General features: G+C 62.3%; 23 protein-coding genes. 15 read left to right on the top strand and 8 right to left on the bottom strand.

What is annotated here, in order from left to right; translation table 11 throughout:
• Positions 1–27 precede the first annotated feature (27 nt).
• The 7 genes from queA (at position 28) to uvrA (ending at position 9,426) form a co-directional block, all read left to right on the top strand.
• Positions 28–1,092, top strand: a complete 1,065-nt coding sequence (gene queA, locus ACGYLI_RS06150) for a tRNA preQ1(34) S-adenosylmethionine ribosyltransferase-isomerase QueA (protein ID WP_394418135.1) — start codon at positions 28–30, stop codon at positions 1,090–1,092.
• 72 nt (positions 1,093–1,164) lie between these two features.
• A complete protein-coding gene (locus tag ACGYLI_RS06145; protein WP_209217619.1) occupies positions 1,165–2,499 on the top strand; it encodes an MFS transporter in 1,335 nt (444 codons plus the stop codon).
• Positions 2,500–2,564: 65 nt separating this feature from the next.
• On the top strand, positions 2,565–3,164 hold the full coding sequence (locus tag ACGYLI_RS06140) for a DUF924 family protein (protein WP_394418132.1): 600 nt from the start codon (positions 2,565–2,567) through the stop codon (positions 3,162–3,164).
• 97 nt (positions 3,165–3,261) lie between these two features.
• Positions 3,262–4,656, top strand: coding sequence for a dihydrolipoyl dehydrogenase (gene lpdA / locus ACGYLI_RS06135; RefSeq protein WP_394418129.1), 1,395 nt, complete (start codon positions 3,262–3,264; stop codon positions 4,654–4,656).
• Positions 4,657–4,728: 72 nt separating this feature from the next.
• A complete protein-coding gene (locus ACGYLI_RS06130) occupies positions 4,729–5,292 on the top strand; it encodes a class I SAM-dependent methyltransferase (RefSeq protein ID WP_394418126.1) in 564 nt (187 codons plus the stop codon).
• A 6-nt stretch (positions 5,293–5,298) separates the two neighbouring features.
• Complete coding sequence (locus tag ACGYLI_RS06125) at positions 5,299–6,474, top strand: MFS transporter (RefSeq protein ID WP_394418123.1); 1,176 nt, start codon at positions 5,299–5,301, stop codon at positions 6,472–6,474.
• A 66-nt stretch (positions 6,475–6,540) separates the two neighbouring features.
• On the top strand, positions 6,541–9,426 hold the full coding sequence (gene uvrA, locus ACGYLI_RS06120) for an excinuclease ABC subunit UvrA (RefSeq protein WP_394418120.1): 2,886 nt from the start codon (positions 6,541–6,543) through the stop codon (positions 9,424–9,426).
• A 36-nt stretch (positions 9,427–9,462) separates the two neighbouring features.
• Here uvrA and mmsB read toward each other — a convergent pair whose 3' ends face one another.
• The 5 genes from mmsB to ACGYLI_RS06095 form a co-directional block, all read right to left on the bottom strand.
• Positions 9,463–10,347, bottom strand: a complete 885-nt coding sequence (gene mmsB, locus ACGYLI_RS06115) for a 3-hydroxyisobutyrate dehydrogenase (protein ID WP_394418117.1) — start codon at positions 10,345–10,347, stop codon at positions 9,463–9,465.
• Positions 10,344–11,387, bottom strand: a complete 1,044-nt coding sequence (locus tag ACGYLI_RS06110) for an enoyl-CoA hydratase/isomerase family protein (protein ID WP_394418114.1) — start codon at positions 11,385–11,387, stop codon at positions 10,344–10,346. The genes mmsB and ACGYLI_RS06110 overlap by 4 nt, the downstream gene beginning before the upstream one ends.
• A gap of 7 nt (positions 11,388–11,394) precedes the next feature.
• Positions 11,395–12,537, bottom strand: coding sequence for an acyl-CoA dehydrogenase family protein (locus ACGYLI_RS06105; RefSeq protein WP_394418111.1), 1,143 nt, complete (start codon positions 12,535–12,537; stop codon positions 11,395–11,397).
• Between the two features lie 81 nt (positions 12,538–12,618).
• Positions 12,619–13,728 carry a carboxylate-amine ligase gene (locus ACGYLI_RS06100; RefSeq protein ID WP_394418108.1) on the bottom strand — a complete coding sequence of 370 codons (1,110 nt, stop codon included), beginning with the start codon at positions 13,726–13,728 and terminating at the stop codon, positions 12,619–12,621.
• Between the two features lie 55 nt (positions 13,729–13,783).
• Positions 13,784–15,283 carry a CoA-acylating methylmalonate-semialdehyde dehydrogenase gene (locus ACGYLI_RS06095; protein ID WP_394418105.1) on the bottom strand — a complete coding sequence of 500 codons (1,500 nt, stop codon included), beginning with the start codon at positions 15,281–15,283 and terminating at the stop codon, positions 13,784–13,786.
• A gap of 108 nt (positions 15,284–15,391) precedes the next feature.
• On the opposite strand from ACGYLI_RS06095, the gene ACGYLI_RS06090 reads away from it, so the two are divergent.
• The 3 genes from ACGYLI_RS06090 (at position 15,392) to coaD (ending at position 17,430) form a co-directional block, all read left to right on the top strand.
• Positions 15,392–16,312 carry a LysR family transcriptional regulator gene (locus tag ACGYLI_RS06090; RefSeq protein WP_394418102.1) on the top strand — a complete coding sequence of 307 codons (921 nt, stop codon included), beginning with the start codon at positions 15,392–15,394 and terminating at the stop codon, positions 16,310–16,312.
• Positions 16,313–16,373: 61 nt separating this feature from the next.
• A complete protein-coding gene (locus ACGYLI_RS06085) occupies positions 16,374–16,808 on the top strand; it encodes a CBS domain-containing protein (protein WP_067265447.1) in 435 nt (144 codons plus the stop codon).
• Positions 16,809–16,932: 124 nt separating this feature from the next.
• Entirely contained in the window at positions 16,933–17,430 is a 498-nt protein-coding gene (gene coaD / locus ACGYLI_RS06080) for a pantetheine-phosphate adenylyltransferase (RefSeq protein ID WP_067265450.1), read from the top strand.
• A gap of 134 nt (positions 17,431–17,564) precedes the next feature.
• On the opposite strand, the gene ACGYLI_RS06075 is transcribed toward coaD, so the two are convergent.
• Positions 17,565–17,708 (bottom strand): hypothetical protein, encoded by a 144-nt coding sequence (locus tag ACGYLI_RS06075; RefSeq protein WP_394418099.1) that lies wholly within the window; start codon positions 17,706–17,708, stop codon positions 17,565–17,567.
• Between the two features lie 59 nt (positions 17,709–17,767).
• Positions 17,768–18,769: a type I glyceraldehyde-3-phosphate dehydrogenase gene (gene gap, locus ACGYLI_RS06070; RefSeq protein WP_394418096.1), complete on the bottom strand. Its 1,002-nt coding sequence runs from the start codon at positions 18,767–18,769 to the stop codon at positions 17,768–17,770.
• Between the two features lie 219 nt (positions 18,770–18,988).
• On the opposite strand from gap, the gene ACGYLI_RS06065 reads away from it, so the two are divergent.
• Positions 18,989–19,963 carry a DUF808 domain-containing protein gene (locus ACGYLI_RS06065; protein ID WP_394418093.1) on the top strand — a complete coding sequence of 325 codons (975 nt, stop codon included), beginning with the start codon at positions 18,989–18,991 and terminating at the stop codon, positions 19,961–19,963.
• A 78-nt stretch (positions 19,964–20,041) separates the two neighbouring features.
• Here the strand turns inward: ACGYLI_RS06065 and tkt are convergent, their stop codons facing one another.
• A complete protein-coding gene (tkt, locus tag ACGYLI_RS06060; RefSeq protein ID WP_394418090.1) occupies positions 20,042–22,057 on the bottom strand; it encodes a transketolase in 2,016 nt (671 codons plus the stop codon).
• A 338-nt stretch (positions 22,058–22,395) separates the two neighbouring features.
• Here tkt and ACGYLI_RS06055 point away from each other — a divergent pair, with 338 nt between their 5' ends.
• The 4 genes from ACGYLI_RS06055 to rpiB all read left to right on the top strand — a co-directional run bounded on the left by ACGYLI_RS06055 (position 22,396) and on the right by rpiB (position 24,328).
• Positions 22,396–22,977: a hypothetical protein gene (locus ACGYLI_RS06055; protein WP_394400829.1), complete on the top strand. Its 582-nt coding sequence runs from the start codon at positions 22,396–22,398 to the stop codon at positions 22,975–22,977.
• The gene (locus ACGYLI_RS06050) at positions 22,977–23,369 is read left to right on the top strand and encodes a cell division protein ZapA (RefSeq protein WP_168613525.1); all 393 of its coding nucleotides are present in this window, start codon (positions 22,977–22,979) and stop codon (positions 23,367–23,369) included. The genes ACGYLI_RS06055 and ACGYLI_RS06050 overlap by 1 nt, the downstream gene beginning before the upstream one ends.
• Positions 23,366–23,701 carry an MliC family protein gene (locus ACGYLI_RS06045; protein ID WP_394418087.1) on the top strand — a complete coding sequence of 112 codons (336 nt, stop codon included), beginning with the start codon at positions 23,366–23,368 and terminating at the stop codon, positions 23,699–23,701. Before ACGYLI_RS06050 ends, ACGYLI_RS06045 begins: the two co-directional genes overlap by 4 nt.
• 177 nt (positions 23,702–23,878) lie before the next feature.
• Complete coding sequence (gene rpiB, locus ACGYLI_RS06040) at positions 23,879–24,328, top strand: ribose 5-phosphate isomerase B (RefSeq protein ID WP_271691487.1); 450 nt, start codon at positions 23,879–23,881, stop codon at positions 24,326–24,328.
• Positions 24,329–24,392 lie beyond the last annotated feature (64 nt).

Below are 24,392 nucleotides of genomic sequence, written 5' to 3'. Positions count from 1 at the left end.
CCTGCCGCCAGACCCGGAGCCGCGCCGATGAAGCTTTCCGATTTCGATTTTGACCTGCCTGAGACCCTGATCGCCACCCGCCCTGCCAACCCGCGTTCCTCCGCGCGGTTGCTGGTGGCGGAGGGTGACACGCTGCACGACCGGCGCGTGACCGACCTGACCGACTGGCTGCGCCCCGGCGACCGATTGGTGCTGAACGACACCCGCGTGATCCCCGCGCGGCTGAGCGGCATTCGCCACCGCACCTCGGCCCAAGGGGCGGTGCAGGCCAAGATCGAAGTCACCCTGTTGGAGCCGCGCGGGGACGGCACTTGGTCGGCGCTGATCAAGCCGCTGCGCAAGCTGAAGATCGGCGAAGAGGTCGTCTTTTCCGACAATCTGCGGGCGACGTTGGAGGCGGTGGAAGACGGGCAGGGGCATCTGCGGTTTAACTGCGCGGGCGATGATTTCGACGCGGCGCTTAATGCCGCGGGGGCGATGCCGCTGCCGCCCTATATCGCCGCCAAACGCGCCGCTGATGCGCAGGACATGACCGACTACCAGACCGTCTTTGCCCGCCACGCGGGCGCGGTCGCGGCGCCCACAGCCTCGCTGCATTTCGACGAACCGCTGCTCGAAGCACTGGCCGCGAAGGGCATCACCTTTAGCCATGTTACCCTGCATGTCGGCGCGGGCACCTTCCTGCCGGTCAAAGTCGACGACATCTCGGAACACAAGATGCACGCCGAATGGGGCCGGGTTAGCGCAAAGGCCGCTGAAGAGATTGCCGCCACCCGCGCCGCCGGAGGGCGCGTGATCCCCGTGGGCACCACCGCCCTGCGCCTGATTGAGACGGCGGCGCGCGAGGGTGAGATCACCGCATGGGAAGGCGACACCGACATCTTCATCACGCCGGGGTTCAAGTTCAACGTGACCGACGGGCTGATGACGAATTTCCACCTGCCCAAATCCACGCTGATGATGCTGGTCTCGGCCCTCATGGGGGTGCAGCGGGTGAAGGACATCTATGCCCATGCCATCGGCGAGGGCTATCGCTTTTTCTCCTACGGCGATTCCTCCCTTCTGCTGCCTGAGGCGCAAAAACCCGCTTGAATGTCGCACTAGGGGGTGACTAGCCTGCGAATGCCGTCCATGGGAGGGCTTGGGCGAACAAGGAATTGACTGATGATTCAAGTGGTTTCAAGCGCATGGGCGCTTTTGCTGGGCATGTGCCTGTTGATGGTCGGCAACGGCATGCAAGGCACGCTGCTGGGTATCCGCGGCGGCATCGAAGGCTTCTCGACCTTCCAGATGTCGATCGTCATGTCGGCCTATTTCGTGGGCTTCCTCGGCGGATCGCGCATGGCGCCGGGGATGATCCGGCGGGTGGGCCACGTGCGGGTCTTCGCGGCATTGGCTTCGCTGATCTCGGCGGTGATGATCATCTATCCGACCTTCCCCAACACCATCGTCTGGTCGCTGGGCCGGGTGCTGATCGGCTTTTGCTTCTCCGCCGTCTACGTCACAGCGGAAAGCTGGCTGAACAACGCCGCCACGAACGAAAACCGCGGGCAGGCGCTCTCGGCCTATATGATCGTGCAGACACTGGGCATCGTGATCGCGCAGGCGCTTTTGCTGACCGCCGATCCCTCGGGCTTCGTGCTCTTCGTCATCCCCTCGGTGCTGGTGAGCATCGCGGTGACCCCGATCCTTTTGTCGATTAGCCCGACACCGCCTTTTGATACCACCAAGCCGATGAGCCTGCGCGAGTTGATGGACTTCTCGCCGCTGGGCTGCGTCGGCATGTTTCTTCTCGGCGGCGTATTCTCCGCGCAGTTCGGCATGGCGGCGGTTTACGGCGCCGAAGCCGGGCTGAGTGTCGGGCAGATTTCACTTTTCGTGGCCATGTTCTTCGTCGGCTCCGTGATCCTGCAATATCCCATCGGCTGGATCTCGGACCGCATGGACCGCCGCAGCCTGATCGTCATCGTCGCCACGCTCGGCGGTATCGGCTCGGTCATCGGGATGACGCTGGGCCATGTCTTCCCGATACTGCTGGCCACGGCCTTTCTGGTGGGGGGCATGTCGAACCCGCTCTACTCGCTGCTCATGGCCCACACCAACGACTTTCTTGAGCATGAGGACATGGCCTCGGCCTCGGGCGGGATGATATTTATCAACGGCTTGGGCGCGGTTCTGGGCCCGGTGATCACCGGTTGGATGATGGGCACGGCGCTTGGGCCGGGGGGCTTTTACCTGTTCACCGCCGTGCTTTTCGCCGCTCTGGCCGCCTATGCCTCCTACCGCAAGACGCAGCGTGCCGCGGTGCCGGTCGATGAGACGGGCAACTACGTGCCGATCTACCCCTCGGCCACTGCCGTGGCCGTGGAGATCGCGCAGGAATATATCATTGAAACGGAACAGGAGGCCGCCGAGGAGGCTGCCCAAGAAAACGCCGAAGCAGAGAAAAACGCCCCTGATAGCGATAACGATGTCGCGGATGACATAAAACGTGACTAGGCTTTTGCGGTAAGACGTTCTTAACTTTAACGAAACGCCCAGATTGCGGCAAAGGAGTGTGCGGGATGGCTGCCACAAATGCAGAACCCCAAGATGTACTAAATTTCTGGCTCGACGACGTAGGTCCGGCCGGATGGTACAACAGTTCCGAAACGCTGGATGCCGATATCCGCGCGCGTTTCGAGGGGCTTTGGGATGAGGCGCAGGCTGGCAAGCTGAACCATTGGCTGACCAATCCCACCGACGCGCTGGCCTTTCTGATCCTGACCGATCAATTCCCGCGCAACATGTTCCGCGACACGGGCAAGGCGTTTTCCAGCGACCGTACCGCGCTGGCGGCGGCAAAGCTGGCCATCGAAAAGGGGTGGGACATGCGGGTTGAGGCGCCCGCGCGGCAGTTCTTCTACCTGCCGCTGATGCATTCCGAGAACCTCTGCGATCAGGACCGCTGCGTCCGTCTGATGTGCGGGCGGATGCCGAAAAGCGACGGCAGCAACCTGTTGCATGCCCGCGCCCACCGCGAAGTGATCCGCCAGTTTGGCCGTTTTCCCTATCGCAATAAGGCGCTGTCACGCAGTTTCAGCGCGCAGGAGACATCCTATCTCGACGCGGGCGGCTATGGGCGGACGGTCAAGGACCTGCGCGCGGAACTTCAAGCGGCCTGAGCCTTGGGTAGGCCGGGGCAACACGCGTGGTTGTGGCGATTGCAAATATGGTTTAGCGGTAAACTATATTTGCAAACCCTAACGCGAGGTCCTTGCCATGGCTGCCAAATCCTTTGATCTGATCGTGATCGGTGCGGGGCCGGGCGGCTATGTCGCCGCGATCCGTGGCGCCCAGCTTGGGCTGAAGGTCGCGGTGGTCGAGCGGGAGAATCTCGGCGGCATCTGCCTGAACTGGGGCTGCATCCCCACCAAGGCGCTGTTGCGCTCTGCCGAAGTGTTCCACCTGATGCACCGGGCCAAGGATTTCGGTCTGGCGGCGGATAAGATCGACTATGATCTTGCCGCCGTGGTCAAACGCTCGCGCGGCGTGGCCAAACAGATGGAAGGCGGGGTCAAACACCTCCTGAAGAAAAACAAGGTCGAGGTCTTCATGGGCGAAGCCTCGATCCCCGCGAAGGGGAAAGTCTCCGTCAAAACCGACAAGGGCGGCGAGGAGTTGACGGCCAAGAACATCGTGCTGGCCACCGGCGCACGGGCCCGTGAATTGCCGGGGCTAGAGGCAGACGGCAAACGCGTCTGGACCTACCGCCACGCCCTGCAACCTGTGCACGACCCCAAGAAACTACTGGTTATCGGGTCCGGTGCCATCGGCATCGAATTTGCGAGCTTTTACAACACCCTTGGCGCCGATACCACGGTGGTCGAGGTGATGGACCGCGTGCTGCCTGTCGAAGACGAAGAGATTTCGAAGTTCGCCAAAAAGGCATTCGAAAAACAGGGCATGACCATCATGCAAAAGGCCACGGTCAAGAAGCTCGACCGTGCGGACGACAAGGTCACCGCCCATATCGAACGGGACGGCAAGGTCGAGAAGCTTGGGTTTGACACCGTGATCTCAGCCGTTGGCATCGTCGGCAATACCGAAGGGCTGGGGCTGGAAGAGCTCGGCGTCAAGGTTGACCGCACCCATGTCGTGACGGATGAATATTGCCGCACCGGGGTCGATGGGCTCTTTGCCATCGGCGACATCGCGGGGGCGCCTTGGCTTGCGCATAAGGCCAGCCACGAGGGCGTCATGGTGGCCGAGCTGATCGCGGGCCAGAAACCCCATCCCGTCAAACCCGAAAGCATCGCCGGCTGCACCTATTGCCACCCCCAAGTCGCCTCCGTCGGTTTGACCGAGGCGAAGGCCAAAGAGCAGGGCTATGACATTAAGGTCGGGCGCTTCCCCTTCATCGGCAATGGCAAGGCCGTGGCTTTGGGGGAGCCTGAGGGGCTGGTGAAAACCATCTTCGACGCCAAAACCGGCGAACTTCTGGGTGCGCATATGGTCGGGGCCGAGGTGACGGAGCTGATCCAAGGCTATGTCGTGGGCCGCCAGTTGGAGACCACGGAAGAAGACCTGATGAACACCGTCTTCCCGCATCCGACGCTCAGCGAGATGATGCATGAATCCGTGCTCGACGCTTTCGACCGCGTGATTCATATGTAAAGCGCGCGGGGCAGGGCGCGCCCAACGCGACTTGCCCCGTCGCACTTCGGCCAAACCGTCGGGAGCCATGTCGTGGTCAGCCTAAACCGTGTCGTCATGCACCGCAGCACCCGCCGGATGATTGACCGTTTGAACCCTGAAACGCTTGATGCCGCCGAGATCTCCGGCAAGTTCGGCAAACGGTTCACGTTCAAGAGCTACACCCAGTTCGCCTATCCGACCTATGACATCTGCGTAGGTCCCTTCACCGATCCTGCGAGCGGTGCCGTGCGGCAGTTCGATCTGATCCTCGCCAATCAGGTTTGGGAGCATCTCGACCGGCCCTTTACGGCCTTGGGGCATGTTCAACAGATGCTCAGGCCGGGGGGATATTTCTGGATCGCCGTGCCGTTTTTCATCCCCTTTCATGCCGCCCCAAATGACAACTCCCGTTGGTCCGCCCGGGGCCTGAAGAACCTGCTGATCGAAGCCGGGTTTGAGGCGCATCGGATCACCGCCAAACAATGGGGCAACCGCGCCGCCGCCGCACGCAATCTAGAACCCGACTGGCCCCCGGCTTTCGACAAGACCACGGATGATCTGACCAACGACCCCAAGATGCCGCTCTGCGCATGGGCGCTGGCTCAAAAGGCTTGAGGGCAGATGGCTGAACACACCTCCTTTCTGCGCGTCTTTGCGCTTTGGGCCGCGGGGCTGGGGGCGGCTGCGCAATATGGCAAGATGAGTGTCATCTTCGACCTGCTGCCGGATATCTACCCGCAGGCCGGGGCGGCGCTCGGGTTCTTGGTCTCCTTGGTGGGCGGTGTCGGTATCCTCCTTGGTGTCGTGGCGGGGCTGGTGGTCGCCCGGGTCCGCTATCGCCGCGCGCTTCTCTTCGCCCTCTGGCTCGGCGCGGCCGTGTCGGCTTTTCAGGCGTTCTTGCCGGGTTTTGGTTGGATGCTGGCCAGCCGCGTCGTCGAAGGGCTGTCACATCTGGCCATCGTCGTCGCCGCGCCGACCCTCATCGCGCAGCTTAGCGTTGTGAAAGACCGCGGGTTTACCCTGACCCTCTGGGGCACCTTCTTTGGCGTCGCCTTCGCGGTCCTGACGCTTTTCGGCCGTCCGCTCGCTTTGACCTTGGGTGTGCCAGCGCTTTTCGCCGTTCACGCGGCTTATATGGCGGGCTGCGCGCTGGTGCTCTCCACCAGTCTGCGCAGCTTGCCGGAGGAGGGCGCGCAGCCGCCTTTCTCCCTGCCGCAGATACTTCGCGATCACCTTGTGATTTACCGGTCACCCTTCCTCTCCGCCCCGGCGGCGGGGTGGTTGTTCTATACATTCAGCTTCGTCTCTATCCTCACTGTCTTGCCGCCCTACCTCCCCGAGGCATGGCGGGCGGTCACCATGGCAGCCATGCCGCTCACCAGCATTGCGGTGTCGATGACCATCGGCGTGGCCCTGCTGCGCCGCCTGCCAGCGGTTTACGTCGTCCAAACGGGCTTTGGCCTCTCGGCCCTTTCCATGGTCTGGCTCTGGCTCGCCCCCGGCACCCCGCTGGCCTGTCTGGCGCTTGCAGGGGCTATGGGGCTGATCCAAGGGGCAAGTTTCACCGCTGTGGCACAGCTGAATACCGGCCCCGCCGCGCAGGCACAGGCCAACGGCGCGGTGGCGCAGATGGGCAACCTCGGCAACAGCCTTGGTACGCCGGTCATGGCCTTCGGCCTGGCAAGCTTCGGCGGTGCGGCGCTGCCGCTACTCGCGGGCGGGGCTTTCGTTATGGGGCTTGTGGCACATCTTCTCCTCGGTGCGGCCCGACGTCGCAGGCGGCACGTTCCTGTTTAGTTCTCACTTTTCCGTTGGAAAACACTGCATCAGCACCTATGTACAAATCGTTAAGAGGGGCATGTGATGGCTGAGCTGAAGAATATTGAAGTGCGCGGCGCGCGCGAGCATAATTTGAAGAACATCGACGTGGATATTCCACGGGACCAACTCGTTGTAATCACCGGGCTTTCTGGTTCCGGCAAGTCAAGCCTTGCGTTCGACACGATCTATGCCGAAGGGCAGCGGCGCTATGTGGAATCGCTCTCGGCCTATGCCCGGCAGTTCCTTGATATGATGCAAAAGCCGGATGTGGATCACATCTCCGGCCTCAGCCCCGCCATCTCGATCGAGCAAAAAACCACGTCGAAGAACCCAAGGTCGACCGTCGGCACGGTGACCGAGATTTACGACTACCTGCGTCTGCTCTTCGCCCGCGTTGGCACGCCCTATAGCCCCGCCACCGGCAAGCCCATCGAGGCCCAGCAGGTGCAGGATATGGTCGACCGGATCATGACGATGGAAGAGGGCACGCGGGCCTATCTGCTGGCCCCCATCATCCGCGACCGCAAAGGGGAATACCGCAAGGAATTCATTGAGTTGCGCAAGCAGGGGTTCCAGCGGGTCAAGGTGAATGGCGACTTCTACGATCTGGATGAGCCGCCCACCTTGGATAAGAAATTCCGTCATGACATAGACGTCGTCGTCGACCGGATCGTGGTGCGCGAAGGTTTGGAAACGCGGCTTGCGGACTCGCTTCGCACCGCGCTCGACCTTGCCGATGGGATCGCCGTGCTAGAGACGGCCCCCAGCGAAGGTGAGCCGGAACGCCATACGTTCTCCGAGAAATTTGCCTGTCCCGTCAGTGGCTTCACCATCCCGGAGATCGAGCCGCGGTTGTTCTCCTTCAACGCGCCATTTGGGGCTTGCCCGTCTTGTGACGGCCTTGGAGTCGAGCTTTTCTTCGACGAACGTTTGGTGGTGCCGGATCAAAACCTAAAGATCTATGATGGTGCGCTGGCGCCTTGGCGTAAGGGGAAGTCACCTTACTTTAAGCAAACCATCGAAGCCATTGCGAAACATTATAATTTTGACCAGAGGACCCGTTGGAAAGACCTGCCTGAGAAGGTCCAGAACGTCTTCCTCCACGGCTCCGGTAAGGAGGAGATCACCTTCCGTTATGACGAAGGCGGCCGCGTCTATGAGGTGAAGCGGGTGTTCGAAGGCGTCATCCCCAACATGCAGCGGCGCTACCGCGAAACCGATAGTAATTGGGTGCGCGAGGAGTTCGAACGCTATCAGAATAACCGCCCCTGCGGCACCTGCGGCGGCTATCGCCTGCGGCCCGAAGCGTTGGCGGTGCGGATTGGCCCGCGCGACGGTGGTGAAGATGAATTGCTGCATATCGGCAAAGTGGTCGAGATGTCGATCCGCGAGGCTTTCGACTGGTGCAAGACGGTGCCAGACCATCTGACCGATCAGAAGAACGAGATTGCCCGGGCCATTTTGAAGGAAATCCGGGAGCGTCTTGGCTTCCTAAATAACGTTGGTCTTGAGTACCTTACGATGTCACGTTCAAGTGGTACGTTAAGTGGTGGTGAGAGCCAGCGCATTCGTTTGGCGAGCCAGATCGGCTCGGGGCTGACGGGCGTTCTCTACGTTCTTGATGAGCCGTCGATTGGTCTGCACCAGCGCGACAATGACCGTCTGCTCGATACATTGAAGAACCTGCGCGATCAGGGGAACACCGTGATCGTGGTGGAGCACGATGAGGAGGCCATCCGCGAGGCGGATTACGTCTTTGACATCGGGCCGGGGGCCGGGGTGCACGGCGGGCAGGTTATAAGCCATGGCACGCCGCAAGAGGTAGCAGCCGATCCGAATTCTGTGACGGGTCAATACCTTACCGGCGTTCGCGAAATCTCGGTCCCGGCGAAGCGGCGCAAGGGGAATAAGAAGAAGTTGCAGGTGGTAAAGGCCACTGGCAACAACTTGCAGAATGTGACGGTGGACTTTCCGCTGGGGAAATTCGTCTGCGTGACGGGCGTGTCGGGGGGCGGCAAATCAACCCTGACGATTGAAACCTTGTTCAAGACCGCTTCGATGAATCTGAACGGTGCACGACAGACGCCTGCGCCGTGTCAAACGATCAAAGGGTTGGAGCATCTCGATAAGGTCATCGACATTGACCAACGCCCGATTGGGCGGACTCCGCGTTCTAATCCAGCAACTTATACGGGGGCCTTCACCCCGATCCGCGACTGGTTTGCCGGGCTGCCGGAGGCCAAGGAGCGCGGCTATAAGCCCGGGCGCTTCTCCTTCAATGTCAAAGGGGGGCGTTGCGAGGCCTGTCAGGGCGACGGGGTCATCAAGATCGAGATGCATTTCCTGCCGGACGTCTATGTGGAATGCGAGACCTGTAAGGGCGCGCGTTATAACCGTGAGACGCTAGAGGTGAAGTTCAAGGGCAAGAGCATCGCAGATGTCCTTGATATGACTGTAGAAGATGCGCAGAACTTCTTTGCCGCGGTGCCGTCGATCCGTGAGAAGATGGACGCGCTGATGCGGGTTGGTCTTGGGTATATCAAGGTCGGTCAACAGGCCACGACGCTTTCGGGCGGTGAGGCGCAGCGGGTGAAGCTCAGTAAGGAGTTGAGCAAACGCTCGACCGGGCGCACGCTTTACATTCTGGATGAGCCAACCACCGGTTTGCACTTTGAAGACGTGCGTAAGCTTCTGGAAGTGCTGCATGAATTGGTTGATCAAGGCAACTCCGTCGTGGTGATCGAGCATAACCTCGACGTGGTGAAGACTGCGGATCACATTATCGATATTGGCCCCGAGGGCGGTGATGGCGGGGGCCGTGTTGTGGCCACGGGTACGCCCGAAAAGGTCGCGGAAGTGGCCGAGAGCTACACGGGGAAGTATCTCAAGCCCATGTTGCGTAAGGAAACGAAAGTGGCGGCGGAATAACCGCCGCCACTTCACCGTGTCAGTTATGTTAGGGGCTTAGCCCTTATATCCGCGCTGTTCGAACCGCGGGAGCATGGCGGAGAAATCTTTGCCCTTGCCGCCTTCCTCTTCGACGAAGCGGGTGTAGAGCTCTTTCGCCAGCGCGCCCATGGGCGTGTCGGCATTGGCCATTTCAGCGGCTTGCTGCGCGAGGCCAAGGTCTTTCAGCATCAACTCCGCCGCGAAGCCCGGTTTGTAGTCATTGTCGGCAGGCGACTGCGGACCGACTCCGGGCGCAGGGCAGTAGGCGTTCATCGACCATGAATAGCCGGAGGACGTGCTAACCACGTCGAACATCCGCTCACGATCAAGGCCCAGCTTGTCGGCGAGTGCGAAGGCTTCGCAGGTGGCGATCATCGTGGCGCCGAGGATCATGTTGTTGCAGATCTTCGCGGCTTGGCCCGCGCCCGCGTCGCCGCAGTGCACGGCCTTTTGACCCATGATGTCGAAGAGCGGTTTGGCTTTCTCGAAGGCCGCCTCCGCACCGCCTGCCATGAAGGTGAGCGTGCCGCCCTGCGCACCGCCGATGCCGCCGGAGACGGGGGCGTCGACAAAGAGCAGCTCGGCTTTCTGCGCCGCCTCTGCCGCGAAACGCGCGCTTTCAACGTCCACGGTGGAACAGTCGATCAGCAACGCACCCGGGGCCATATGGGCGACAGCTTCTTCGGCGACTTGGCGCAGGATTGCGCCATTGGGCAGCATGGTGATGACGACTTCGGCGTCGGTCACCGCTTCGGCGATGGTCTTGGCTTCGGCGACTCCTTCGGCGGTGGTGCCAGCCACGTCATTGCCGCGCACTGTATGGCCCGCGGCGGCGAGGTTGGTCGCCATCGGGCCGCCCATATTGCCCAGACCGATGAAACCGATTGTGAGTTTGCTCATGAATTTTCCTCCAACTTCAATTCGTTATCGCCCAAGGGGGCGAGCATGGCTGCGACATCGGCCTGCGGTACGTCCCAATCGGCGTGTTGCCATCTGGGGCTGCGATCCTTGTCGATGATCGCGGCGCGCACGCCTTCGATGAAGTCGCCTTTTTCCAGTGACCGCGCAGTAAAGCGGTATTCCTGTTCCAGTGCCGGGATCATGCCGATACCGGGGCCGCGCAGACGGCGCAGCATCTCAAGCGTGCAGGCCATCGACAGCGGCGAATTGCGGCGCAGGATCTTGAGGGTATCGGCGGCGAATTCGCTGTCGGACATGGAGAGCGTGACTTCGACTTCCTCTAAGGTCTCCGGCGCGAGAAGGTGATCTACCTCTTCCTGTACCTCCGCCAGTTTGGACGGGGGCGGGGTGGTCGCCGCACGGTCGAGGATGAAGGGGTCGCCGTTCTCCGCCAATTGCGCGATGAGGTCGGGCCATTCGGTTTCGGGGACGAAGTAGTCGGCAAAGCCCGCGTGGAGCACATCACCCGGCCCCATGCGTGCCCCGGTGAGGCCGAGGTATTCGCCCATCCGCCCCGGCGCTTGCGCCAGCAGCAGCGTGCCGCCCACGTCTGGCACCAGTCCGATGCCGCATTCCGGCATGGCGATCTTGCTCGTCTCGCCCACGACGCGGTGCGAGCCGTGGCAACCGATGCCGACGCCGCCGCCCATGGTGAAGCCCTGCATGAAGGAGATCACCGGTTTGGGGTAGCCATGCAGCTTGTTGTTGAGCCGGTATTCATCGGCCCAGAACTGCCGGCCGAAATCGTAATCGCCCTCCTTGCCGGTCTGGTAGAGTTGCGCGACGTCGCCGCCAGCGCAGAAGGCTTTCTCGCCCTCCGCATCCAGCACGACGACTGCGACCTCCGGATCGTCGCGCCAGTCGTCGATTGCCTTCTCGATGGCGATACACATGTCGTAGCTCAGCGCGTTCAGCGCTTTGGGCCGGGTCAGGGTGATGCGGCCCGCGCGCCCCGTTTTGCGGATGTTGATGTCACTCATGGGGGCCTCAGCGGTTCTTGAGCATGTCGCGGGCGACGATCACGCGCATGATCTCATTAGTGCCTTCGAGGATCTGGTGCACGCGCAGGTCGCGGACCAGTTTCTCGATCCCGTAGTCGGCAAGGTAGCCATAGCCGCCGTGCAGTTGCAGGCACTGGTCGACGACCTTGCTGCCGGTCTCGGTCACGAATTTCTTGGCCATGGCGCAGAACTTGGTGGCGTCGGGCGCGCCGGTGTCGAGCTTCCACGCCGCTTGGCGCAGGAAGGTGCGCGCGGCCTGCAACTCGATCTCCATATCGGCGAGGCGGAACTGCAGCCCCTGGAACTGGTCGATGGTCTGGCCGAAGGCCTTGCGGTCGCCCATGTAGTCCAGCGTCTTGTTGAGCGCGGTCTGCGCCGCGCCAAGCGAGCAGGCGGAGATGTTAAGACGCCCGCCGTCGAGGCCAGCCATGGCGTATTTAAAGCCCTTGCCCTCTTCACCGACAAGGTTCTCGGCCCCGATCTTGCAATCGTCGAACTGCACCAGCGCCGTCGGCTGGCTCCGCCAACCCATCTTGTCCTCGAGCCCGCCGAAGCTGAGGCCCGGGGTGCCGTCCTCAACATAGACGGTGGACACGCCGCGCGCGCCCTCGTCGGAGGTGCGCACCATGGTGACATAGGCATCCGAATAACCGCCGCCTGAGATGAAGGCCTTGGTGCCGTTCAGGGTGTAGCCCTCGTTGCTGCGCTCGCAGCGGGTTTTGAGCGCGGCGGCGTCGGAGCCGGAGCCGGGTTCAGTGAGGCAGTAGCTCAGCACCGTCTCCATGGTCAGCACCTTGGGCATGACGCGCTCTTTCATCTCGTCACTGGCGAAAGTGTCGAGCATTTTGGCGCACATGTTGTGGATCGAGAGGAACGCCGCGACCGAGGGGCAGGCCATCGACAGCGCCTCGAAAACCAGCGTGGCGTCGAGGCGCGTGAGCCCCGCGCCGCCGGTCTCTTCGGAGACATAGAGCCCGCCGAAGCCCAGCTCGCCGATCTGCGGCCACAACTCCTTGGGGATGGTGCCGTCCTTTTCCCACTGATGGGCATGGGGGGCGATATTGTCCTGCCCAAAGGCATGGGCCATGTCGAAAATGGCGGTCTGTTCCTCGTTCAATGCGAAATCCATCGCGGCTCCTCCCTGAAGTCATGTGTCCTTGGAACTGAACACTTGTTTAATTCTATCAGCCGAAAGGAGCCGCAACAAGCGTCACAGATCGGCGTGGTATTCCTCGATCAGATGGCGGACGACAGCCTCGCCGCCTTGGCCCTCGGGCGCGTCGGCCCAGACTTTGCGCTGGCGGTCGGCAGAGGTGCCCTCTTTCACCACATCCCGCAGCGCGCAGACCTCATCCAGACACCCGAGCGCTTCGGCATCCTCGGCGATCATGCCGATGATCTCTTCGAAAATCTGGTCGAAGGGTTTGAGGGTCGGCCCGCCGAAATCAATCAGCGTCTCGTTCACGCCGTAGCGCTGCGCGCGCCAGCGGTTTTCCTCGATCAGGAAACGGTCATACTCACGCCAGCGCAGGTTGCTGTCGCGCAGGCGCAGCAGGAAGCGGGCGATGGATTGCGTCAGCCCCGCCAGCCCAAGCGCATGTGACAGGCGCGGTTGCACATCGCAGATACGACTTTCCAGCGTGGGATAATGTGTCGAAGGGCGCAGGTCCCACCAGATTTTCGACTGGTCGGGGATGATGTCGAGGTCGATCAACGCCTGCGTGCTGCGTTCATATTCCCCCCAGCTATGAAGCAGGGGCGGCAGGCCGGTTCGTGGCATGCTTTCCATCACCGCAAGTCGGTAGGAAGCCAACCCGGTGTCTTCGCCCTGCCAATAGGGCGAGGAGGCCGAGAGCGCCAGCAGATGTGGCAGGAAATAGGAGAACTGCGGCATCAGATCGATGCGCAGGTCATCGCCCTCTATCCCCACATGCACATGCATCCCGCAGCTCAACATGCGGCGGGCGACGTTTTCCAACTCGTTCTCGATCTTGGCGTAGCGTTCCTTATGGGTGATCTCCTGGTTCTTCCAATCCGAAAACGGATGGCAGGACACGGCGATGGGGGCGAGGTTATGTTTGGCGGCATGTTTGGCGATGGTGCTGCGCAGGTGGCGCAGATCGTCGCGGGCCTCGGCCACAGTGGCGCAGGGTTTGCTGCCAATCTCGATCTGACAGAGCAGCATCTCGGGGCTGACCTGATCGCCAAGGTCTTTGCGGCAATCCTCCATCAGCCCTGCGGGCGTGTCGGCCAGCGCCAGTGAATCCTTGTCGACCAGAAGGTACTCTTCTTCGATACCGATGGTGAATTCTTTTTGCATGGCGCTGGCCTCGTTCAATGGGGCCGACTGCCGCGGGGGCAGCCGGCGTGATGGATCACTCCATCACGGGGATGGAGAACTCGCCACCCTCCTTGATGCCGCTCGGCCAACGGGCCGTGACGGTTTTGGTGCGGGTGTAGAACTTGAACGCATCGGGCCCGTGCTGGTTCAAATCGCCGAAGACGGATTTCTTCCAGCCGCCGAAGGTGTGATAGGCCAGCGGCACCGGGATCGGCACGTTCACGCCGACCATGCCGATGTTGATGCGGTTGGCGAAGTCACGCGCCGCGTCACCGTCACGGGTGAAGATCGCCGTGCCGTTGCCGTATTCATGGTCCATCGCAAGGCCAAGCGCCTCTTCGTAGTCCTTGGCGCGGACGCAGGTCAGCACGGGGCCGAAGATTTCCTGCTGGTAGATGTCCATGTCCTTGGTCGCGCGGTCAAACAGGTGCGGGCCGACGAAATAGCCGTTCTCGTAGCCTTGCAGTTTAAAGTCGCGCCCGTCGACGACCAGTTCCGCGCCCTGATCGATGCCGGTCTGGACCAGACGCTCAATGTTGGCCTTGGCGGCGGCGGTGACCACGGGGCCGTAGTCCACGTCATTGCCCGCGGTGTAGGGGCCGACTTTCAGCTTCTCGATGCGCGGCACCAGCTTCTCGATCAGACGGTCGGCGGTTTCCTCGCCCACCGGCACGGCGACGGAGATCGCCATGCAGCGTTCGCCCGCGGCACCGTAGCCCGCACCCACCAGCGCGTCGGCGGCCTGGTCGAGGTCGGCGTCGGGCATGATGATCATGTGGTTCTTGGCACCGCCGAAGCACTGCACGCGTTTGCCGTTGGCACAGCCGGTAGCATAGATGTACTCGGCGATCGGGGTGGAGCCGACGAAGCCGATGGACTGGATCACGTCATGGTGCAGGATCGCGTCGACCGCTTCCTTGTCGCCGTTGACGACCTGCAGGATGCCCTTGGGCAGACCGGCTTCTTCCAGCAGTTCGGCCAGCATCAGCGGCACGGAGGGGTCACGCTCGGACGGCTTGAGGATGAAGGCGTTGCCGCAGGCGATGGCGGGCGCGAACATCCACATCGGGATCATCGCCGGGAAGTTGAAGGGCGTGATGCCCGCGGTGACACCCAGCGGTTGGCGCATGGAGTACATGTCGATGCCGGGGCCCGCGCTGTCGGTGAAGTCGCCCTTCAGCAGTTCCGGCGCACCGATGCAGTATTCCACCACTTCGAGACCACGCTGCACGTCGCCTGCGGCATCGGGTAGGGTCTTGCCGTGCTCGCGGCTCAGCGCTTCGGCCAGCTTGTCCATGTCGCGGTTCAGCAGGGCCACGAATTTCATCAGCACGCGGGCGCGGCGCTGCGGGTTGGTGGCGGCCCATTTCGGCTGTGCAGCAAGGGCGTATTCCACGGCCTTGTTCAGCTCTTCGCCATTGGCGAGCGGCACCTTGGCCTGCACCTCGCCGGTGGCGGGGTTCATCACGTCGGCAAAGCGCCCGGAGGTGCCCTTAACGTGTTCGCCGTTCAAATAATGCGTCATCTCTTGCATGATCGGTCTCCTCTATGGTTGGCGGCACGATAGCCTTGCAAAAAGAACCGGAACAGAGGAAGGATGGCAAAACCGTCTTGCATTTTTGCAAAGTGTGGGGGCAGATAGATGGATCAAAATTGGGACGACCTGCGGCTGTTTCTGGCCGTCGCACGAGAGGAAAGCTTGTCTGGTGCGGGCAAGCTGCTGCGGCTCGATCCCGCAACGCTGGGCCGCCGCATGGCGCGGTTGGAAAAGGCGTTGCAAACCGTCCTCTTCGTGAAATCGCCGCAGGGCTATATGCTGACCGAAGCAGGGCGAGACCTCATGCAGCGGGCAGAGCGGGCCGAACAGGCGATGCGCGCGGCCACCGCCGGGGTGCAGGTGCAAAGCGATCAGCTTTCGGGGCAGATCCGTGTCGGCGCGCCCGACGGGGCGGCGAACTATCTGCTGCCACAGGTCTGTGCGGCGATTGCCGCGAAGAACCCCGATCTGGACGTGCAGATCATCGCATTGCCGCGCGTATTCAACCTATCCCGGCGCGAAGCGGATATGGCCATCGGGGTAAGTGCGCCCACGGCGGGGCGGTTGGTGGTGCAGAAAGTGACGGACTACCACCTCCATCTCGCCGCCGCGGAAAGCTATCTGGCACAGCATCCTGAGGTGACCGCCGTGGGCGATCTGCAAGGGCACCGGATGGTCGGCTATATCCCCGATATGATCTTTGACCGTGAGTTGGATTACCTCGCCGACCTTGGCATCAGCCGCGTGGCGCTGGCGTCGAATTCCGTATCCGTACAGGTGCGGATGATCCAGCAGGGCGGGGGAATTGGGGTCGCGCATGACTTCTCGCTCGCCGCGACGCAGGGGGTGCGGCGCATCCTCACCGATGCCGTGAGCCTCAAACGCGCCTTCTATCTGATCCGCCACGCCGATGACCGCCGCAACGCGCGGTTGGCGGCCTTTGCCGAGGCGCTGGCCACCGGACTGCGGACCGAGACCGCGCGGCTGGAGGCGCGGGCCTCGGGGCGGGCTGCGCCAAAAGCTTGACAGAAAAGGATTTCGCGGTGACGCTGGAGGTGACTTTGCCCTGTACCCAAGGAGGCGCCAGATGCTCGTATCGCAGATTCTCAAGACCAAGCCCGATGACAAGGTGGTGACGGCCAAACCCGGATTGGCGATCTCCGAAGCGGCGGCGATGCTGGCCGAGAAACGGATTGGGACGCTGGTGATCTCGGCCGATGGCAAGACGCCTGATGGGATCCTGTCTGAGCGGGACATCGTGCGCGAGCTGGGCCGTGCGGGCGCGGGCTGTCTGGAGCAGGCGGCCGAAACCCTGATGACCCGCAAATTGGTGACCTGTAGCCGCGATGACCGGTCCGATGCGGTTCTGCAAAAGATGACCGATGGGCGGTTCCGCCATATGCCGGTGCTGGAGGACGGCGAGTTGGTGGGGCTGATCTCCCTCGGCGATGTGGTCAAAGCACAATTGCAAGAGCTGTCGATGGAGAAACAGGCTCTTGAAGGCATGATCATGGGCCACTGAAGCGGCCTTTAAACTGTGGCACCCGCCGACTGACGACGGGGCAATGCTATCGCTAACCGACTTGCGCTTGGGGCGGTGAAATGATTGGCTGCGCCGCAACGCAGCAGATACGCAGGACAATTACATGCGCATAGCCCTTTACCCCGGTACGTTCGACCCGATCACGCTGGGGCATATCGACATCATCCGCCGCGCGGCCCGTATGGTCGACCGGCTGGTGATCGGCGTGGCCATCAACCGCGACAAGGGGCCGTTGTTCACCCTCGAAGAACGGGTCGCCTTGATCGAAGCGGAGTGCGCGCAATTGGCCGAAGAGACCGGCGTCGAGATCGTGGTGCATCCTTTCGAAAACCTGCTCATTGACTGTGCCCGCGACGTGGGCGCCCAGACCATCGTGCGCGGCCTGCGCGCCGTGTCCGATTTCGAATATGAGTTCCAGATGGTCGGTATGAACCGGCAGCTAGACGATTCCATCGAGACGGTCTTCTTGATGGCCGAGGCCACCCATCAGGCGATTGCCAGCAAATTGGTGAAAGAGATCGCGCGGTTGGATGGGGATGTCAGTAAATTCGTGACGCCGGCGGTGAATAAGGTGCTGATTGAGCGGTTTTCGCAGAGGTAGCGTTTGGAGTGGTGAGTGGGCCGCGTGAGGCGTGGTTCTGCGAGGTATTTTTAAAAGGATGAAGGGGAGGGGCGTGGCGCTTGATTAGCGGCCGCGTCTTTTTTTGGCTATGGGGGCGAGCGATTGGGGGAAGGTTACCGCCAGAAGGCCACCCATTCGATCAGCGCGAAGAGTTTCTTGCCGAGATAGATCATATGGTCGGCCCCATAGACATAAAGGTCGACCGCCATCGCCCCGGCGATGACGAGGGCCAGCACGATGGCGATGGGATTGGTCATGGTGTGGCTCCGGCCCGGGAATGGCCTGATATTACAGCCACATCCTCGCCGTGCAAGCCTCAGCCCAGTTTGCCCATGGCGACGGCCACATCGGCCATGCGCACCGAGAAGGCCCATTCGTTATCGTACCACCCCAGCACGCGCACCGTGCGGCCTGCGACGACGATGGTCTGGTCGGGGGCGAAGATGCAGCTTTCCTCGGTATGGTTGAAGTCGATGCTGACCTTCTGCTCGGGGTCGTAGGCCAGCACGCGTTTCATCGGGCCATCGGCGGCGGCGCGGGCGGCGGCGTTGATCTCCTCGACGGTCACGTCACGGCTGGCTTGGAAGGTGAGGTCGACGGCCGAGACATTGGGGGTGGGCACGCGCATTGCGGTGCCGTCGAGTTTGCCCTTCAGCGCGGGCAGCACTTCGCCCAGAGCCTTGGCAGCGCCGGTGGAGGTGGGGATCAGCGCCATGGCGGCGGCGCGGGCGCGGTAGAGGTCGTTGTGGCGGCGGTCGAGCGTTGGCTGGTCGCCGGTGTAGCTGTGGATCGTGGTCATCAGGCCGCTTTCGATGCCCACGGCCTCATGCATCACCTTGGCCAGCGGCGCGAGGCAGTTGGTGGTGCAAGACCCGTTGGAGATCATCCGGTCGGAGACTTCGAGCTGGTCATCGTTGACGCCGTAGACGATGGTCTTGTCGACGTTCTTGCCCGGCGCCGAGAGGAGCACGCGTTTGGCGCCGTTTTCGAGGTGTACATTGGCCTTGTTGCCGTCGTTGAACTTGCCGGTGCATTCCAGCACCACGTCGCAGCCGGACCAGTCGAGCTCTTCGAGGTTGTAGGTCGACATCATCTCGATGTCGTTTTGGCCGAGGTTCATGTAGCCGTCGTCGATCTGCACCCCGCCCGGGAAGCGGCCATGGACGGAATCGTATTTGATGAGATGCGCCGCGGTGCTGAGCGGGCCGGTGGCGTTGACCTTGATCACTTCGATATCATCGCGCCCCGAGGCCGCGATATGGCTGAGCGTACAGCGGCCGATGCGGCCAAATCCGTTGATGCCAACTTTGATGGTCATGGTGCATTCCTTGTCTCGGGCCGCGCGGGTGGGGGGCCGTATGTCGGGGTCGCGGGTTCTATATCCGGCAGGAGCGGTCAGGGGAAAGGGGCAAAACCAAATGATTTCCATATGTTAGCGTTAAACTTGCATGTTAGCGGTAAAGGTCGCATCGGCTTCGGACTTGCCAGATGGGCTGCACATGCTACTTCGGATGCAGCACGCAAAAAGGGGCATGGAATGAGCGGTTTACTGGCACTTGTGGATGACGTGGCGGCCATCGCCAAGGTTGCAGCGGCGAGCGTGGATGACGTGATCGGGCAGGCGGCCAAGGCGGGCTCTAAAGCGGCGGGCGCGGTGATCGATGATGCCGCCGTGACGCCGAAATATCTGCATGGGTTCAAGGCCGAGCGTGAGTTGCCGGTGATCTGGCGGATCACCAAGGGGTCGTTGCGCAACAAGCTGGTCTATTTGCTGCCCGTGGGTCTGCTTTTGGCGAATTTTGCGCCATGGGCGATCCCGCCGCTTTTGATGCTGGGCGGGGCTTACCTGTGTTTCGAGGGGGCCGAAAAGGTCGCCCATGCGCTGGGTTGGGGGCATGGGCATGAGGATTATCCCGATAAGGAGAAGGTGGTCGAAGACCCCGCGCAGCTGGAGGAGAAGAAGGCCGCGGGCGCGATCAAGACTGACTTTATCCTGTCGGCGGAGATCATGACCATTGCCCTTTCTGCGATCCCCGAAAGCAACTTTTGGATGGAGGCGGCGACGCTTGCGGCGGTGGCGATTATGATCACCGTGGCGGTCTATGGCGCTGTCGCCTTGATCGTCAAAATGGATGATGTGGGGCTTGTGATGGCGAACCGGGGACGGTTTGGCCTGACGCGGAGCCTGGGCCGCGGTCTGGTCCGCGGGATGCCGGGGTTCCTGAAGCTGCTGACCATTGTCGGGACCGCGGCCATGCTTTGGGTCGGTGGGTCGATTATCATCCACGGGTTGGAGCAGATGGGTTATGCCGCACCTTACAAATGGATTCATGACATCGCCGTGACCGTTGGTCATGCAGTGCCGGCGCAGTTCCAAGGGGCCGTCGAATGGATCACCACGGCAGGGTTTGACGGGATCTTTGGTCTGGCGCTTGGTCTTGTTCTGATCCCAATCGGGGAAAAGATCGTGACGCCGATCTGGCGTAAGGTGTTTCATAAGGCAGCCGTTTAAGAGCGACCTAATCTGGTAAATGAAAAAGGGGGCGACGGATGAACCGTCGCCCCCTTTTGGTATTGTATGACCCGCAGATCAGAGCAGCGCTTTGGCCTTCTCTGCCACGTTCTCTGCGGTGAAGCCGAAGCGCTCGAAGAGTTCTTCCGCCGGGGCAGAGGCGCCGAAACGGTCCATGCCAACGAAATCCGCCTTGCCGTATTTGCCACGCTCGCCAAAAAGCCACTGGTCCCAGCCCTGACGGGCACCGGCCTCGATCCCGACGCGCACGGCGCCACCGGGCAGGACGCGCTTGCGGTAGGCTTCGTCCTGCGCGGCGAAGAGTTCCATGCAAGGCATGGAGACGACGCGGGTGCCAATGCCTTCGGCTTGGAGCAACTCACGCGCGGCCAATGCGACATGCACCTCAGAGCCGGTGGCAATCAGGATCACCTGACGCTTGCCCTCGGCATCGGCCAGCACATAGGCGCCTTTTTCGGTGAGGTTGTTGTTTTTGTGCTCCAGGCGCACGGTGGGCAGGCCCTGACGGGTCAGCGACAGAACCGATGGCGTGGTTTTCGCGGTGAAGGCGATTTCCCAAGCCTCTGCCGTTTCCACCGCGTCGGCGGGGCGGAAGACGTAGGTGTTGGGCGTGGCACGGCTGATCGCCAGATGTTCGATCGGCTGGTGGGTCGGACCATCTTCGCCAAGGCCGATGCTGTCATGGGTCATGACGAAGGCCGTGGGGATTTGCATCAAGGCCGCCAGACGCATCGCGGGGCGCGCGTAGTCGGTGAAGCACATGAAGGTGCCGCCATAGGGGCGCAGGCCGCCGTGCAGCGCCATGCCGTTCATTGCCGCGGCCATGCCGTGCTCACGAATGCCCCAGTAGACATAGCGCCCGCCACGGTTGTCGGTGTCGAAGATGCCGAGATCGCTGGTCTTGGTGTTGTTCGAACCGGTCAGGTCCGCCGAGCCGCCAACGGTTTCCGGCAGGATCGGGTTCAGCACTTCGAGGGCTTTCTCGCTTGCCGCGCGGGTCGCCATCTTGGGCGCGCCTTCGGTGATCTGCTTTTTGAAGGCCTTGACCGTCGCGCTCATCTTTTTCGGCGCGTCGAGGGCGAGGGCGCGGTTGAAGGTCTCGCGCTTGGCGCGGGGCAGTTTGTCGAAACGCTCTTCCCAGTCGCGGCGGGCGTCGGCGCCGCATTTGCCGATCTCTTCCCAAGCGGATTTCACGTCAGCGGGCACTTCGAAGGGGCCGGTGGTCCAGCCATAGGCGGCTTTGGCTTCGGCCATCTGGTCAGCGTCGGTCAGCGCGCCGTGGCCTTTCGAGGTGTCCTGCGCGGCGTGGCCGAGCGCGATATGCGTCTTACAGGCAATCATCGAGGGCAGGTCAGTGGATTTCGCTTCGGTCAAGGCCGCGTCGATCTCATCGGGGTTGTGGCCGTCGATCTCAATCACATGCCAGCCGGCGGCCTTGAAGCGGGTGACCTGATCGGTGGTGTCTGACAGGGTGACGGGGCCGTCGATGGTGATGTTGTTGTTGTCCCACATCACGATGAGCTTGCTCAGCTTGTGACGGCCGGCCAGCGTGATTGCCTCTTGGCTCACGCCTTCCATCAGGCAGCCGTCGCCGGCGATGACATAGGTGTAATGGTCCACGACCTTTGCACCGTATTGCGCGCGCAGCATCTCTTCGGCCATGGCGAAACCGACGGAATTGGCGATGCCTTGGCCCAGCGGGCCGGTGGTGGTCTCAATCGCATCGGCGAGGAAGTTCTCCGGGTGGCCCGCGGTGCGCGCGCCCATCTGGCGGAAGTTCTTCAACTCTTCGATGGGAAATTGCTCATAGCCCGTCAGGTGCAGCAGCGAGTAAAGCAGCATGGAGCCGTGGCCCGCCGACAGGATGAATCGGTCGCGGTCGGGCCAAAGCGGGTTGGACGCGTCGAACTTCAGGTGCTTTTCGAAAAGGACGGTGGCCACATCGGCCATGCCCATCGGCATGCCGGAGTGGCCGGAATTGGCGGCGGCCACGGCATCGAGGGTCAGCGCGCGAATGGCGGTGGCCTTGGACCAGTGGTCGGGGTTTGCGCTTGCGAGGGCTGTCAGATCCACGGGGGCTTCCTTTGGGGCTGTGGCAGATTGGGCTCGTGCATACCAGCGATGGGGCAAAGTTCAAGCACAACTGGGGTGCGCGGGCGGGTCCGGCGCGACCCGTAGCGCGGGCCAGAGTGAACTTGGCGGCTCAAGTCGCTGAAACGAAAGGGGGGGCGCAATTTGAGCGCGCTTTGGCTAGGATTGCGAAAACCGGCTGATACGGGCGATTCGCGCGCGTGACATTGGGCGGGGCGCGCGCTATCTGCGGGACGGGCCGCCGCAACAGGGCGCAGCCCGGGGCACGGCAGGCGAAAACGCCGCCGAGAGAGCAGGACGAGTGAGGAGAATTCATGCGGATGAGTGAACTTGAAGACTATCAGCGCCGCATCACGGCCGCGATGGACCAGATGGCCAAGGGGGTGGACCGGCTGAGCGCCGCGCCCGCAGAACCGGATGAAGATATCGTGCAGGCCTTGGAAGAGGAGCGGCAAGCCAACGCTCAGCTGACCGACCGGGTCAAGACGCTGAAGGAAAGCCATCAGGACGAATTGAACGACCTGCGTGCGCAGATGGACTTTAACAACGACCGGGTGACCCAGCTTGATATGGACGTGCAGCGTCTGCGTCAGGCGAATGAGCAGCTGTCGGCGGCCTGTGAGCAGTTGCGGCTGGCCAATGCCGAGGGGCTGGCCGATCCCAAGCTGATCGACACCGCCGTGATTGCCGAGTTGGAAAGCCTGCGCGCCACCCGCGCGATCGAGATGGCCGAGATCGACGCGGTATTGACCGCGCTGGCCCCCTTGGTCGAAGAAGGCGAGCCGGAAGTTGAAGCTGCGGATGAAACGGGGGCAGAGGCCAAAGCCGAAGCGCCCGCGCCCGAGACAACTGCGCAAGACGATAGCGCCGAAGAAGAACCCAAGTCAGGAGGGGCCGACTGATGCCCGAGGTACGGATCACCATTGGCGGCCGCCATTTCGAGGTCGCCTGTCAGGAAGGTGAAGAAAGCTATCTGCAATCCGCCGCCAAGATGCTGGACGACGAAGCCCGCGTGCTGAGCGATCAGGTGGGCCGCATGCCCGAGGCGCGGATGTTGCTGATGGCGGGCCTGCTTCTGGCCGACAAGACCGCAAGCGTCGAGGATCGCATCGCAGAGTTGCGCGCGGAACTGGCCGAGCGTGAGGCCGAACTCACCAGCCTGCGCAACGTCAAGGTCGAGCCTGAGCGGATCGAAGTGCCGGTGGTGCCGCAGGGGGTGAAAGACACCCTTGCTGAAATCGCCGCCCGGGCCGAGGCGCTGGCCGCCGAGATCGAGGAGAAGGCGGGCAAATGAGGCGGGTCCTCAGGGCAGCCTTTTGCGCGCTGCTCTGGGCCGCGCCCGCGGGGGCCGAAACCTCCGCCGTTACTTACATTTGTGAGCGCGGCGTTTCGGTGCCGGTGGTCTATGTGCCCGATGCCGATCCGGGCGTGGCAGTGCTCTATGTCGAGGGGCGGTTGATCCAGTTGCGCCGCCTGCCATCCGCCTCTGGCGCGCGCTATGGCTGGCCTTCGGACGGTGCGGGCTATGAGTGGTGGGAGCATCAGGGCCGTGCTTCGCTGGCTTGGCGGGCAGGGGCGGGCGACGGGATGACCCCGATTTATAGCGACTGTTTGCCTCAGGACTAACAGCGCGGGATTGCGGCGCGGGCTGCAATATGCTCTGGGAGGCGCGAAACGCACCCCTGCGGCGCGACCACCTAACGCGCCCCTGCGGCGCGACCACCTAACGCGCCCCTACGGCGCGACCACCTAACGCGCCCCAACGGGGCGACCCTCCGTGACGCAAAATCAGGACGCCCTCAGATGACCACCAAACCCCGCATCATCGTCTCAAGTGACCACGCCGACATCGCCCTGCGCCAAGACATCGCGCGCCATGTGGCCGAACGCGGGTTCACTGTCGAAGACATCGGCCCCGCCACGGCGGAAAGCACCGATTACCCCAAACATGGCGAAGCCGCTGCACGGCGCATCGCGGCGGGGGAATTCGATCTGGGCATTTTGATCTGCGGCACGGGGCAGGGCATCATGATGGCGGCCAACAAGGTCAAAGGCATCCGCTGCGGCGTGTGCAGCGACACCTTCTCGGCCAAGATGATCCGGGCGCATAATGACGCGAATATGCTGTCGATGGGCGCGCGGGTGATCGGCGGCGGTCTGGCGCTTGAGATCGTGGATGCCTTTCTCGACACCGAATTCGAAGGCGGGCGGCATGGCCGCCGTGTCGATATGATCTCGGCCATCGAAGACTGAGCTGCCCCCCGGCCTTACATACAAAAACACCCCGGAGCGCGAAACCGCTCCGGGGTGTTTTGTT

Source organism: Sulfitobacter sp. 1A13421, assembly GCF_043557285.1.
GTDB lineage: Bacteria > Pseudomonadota > Alphaproteobacteria > Rhodobacterales > Rhodobacteraceae > Sulfitobacter > Sulfitobacter faviae.
This window is presented reverse-complemented; position numbering and strand designations above follow the sequence as displayed.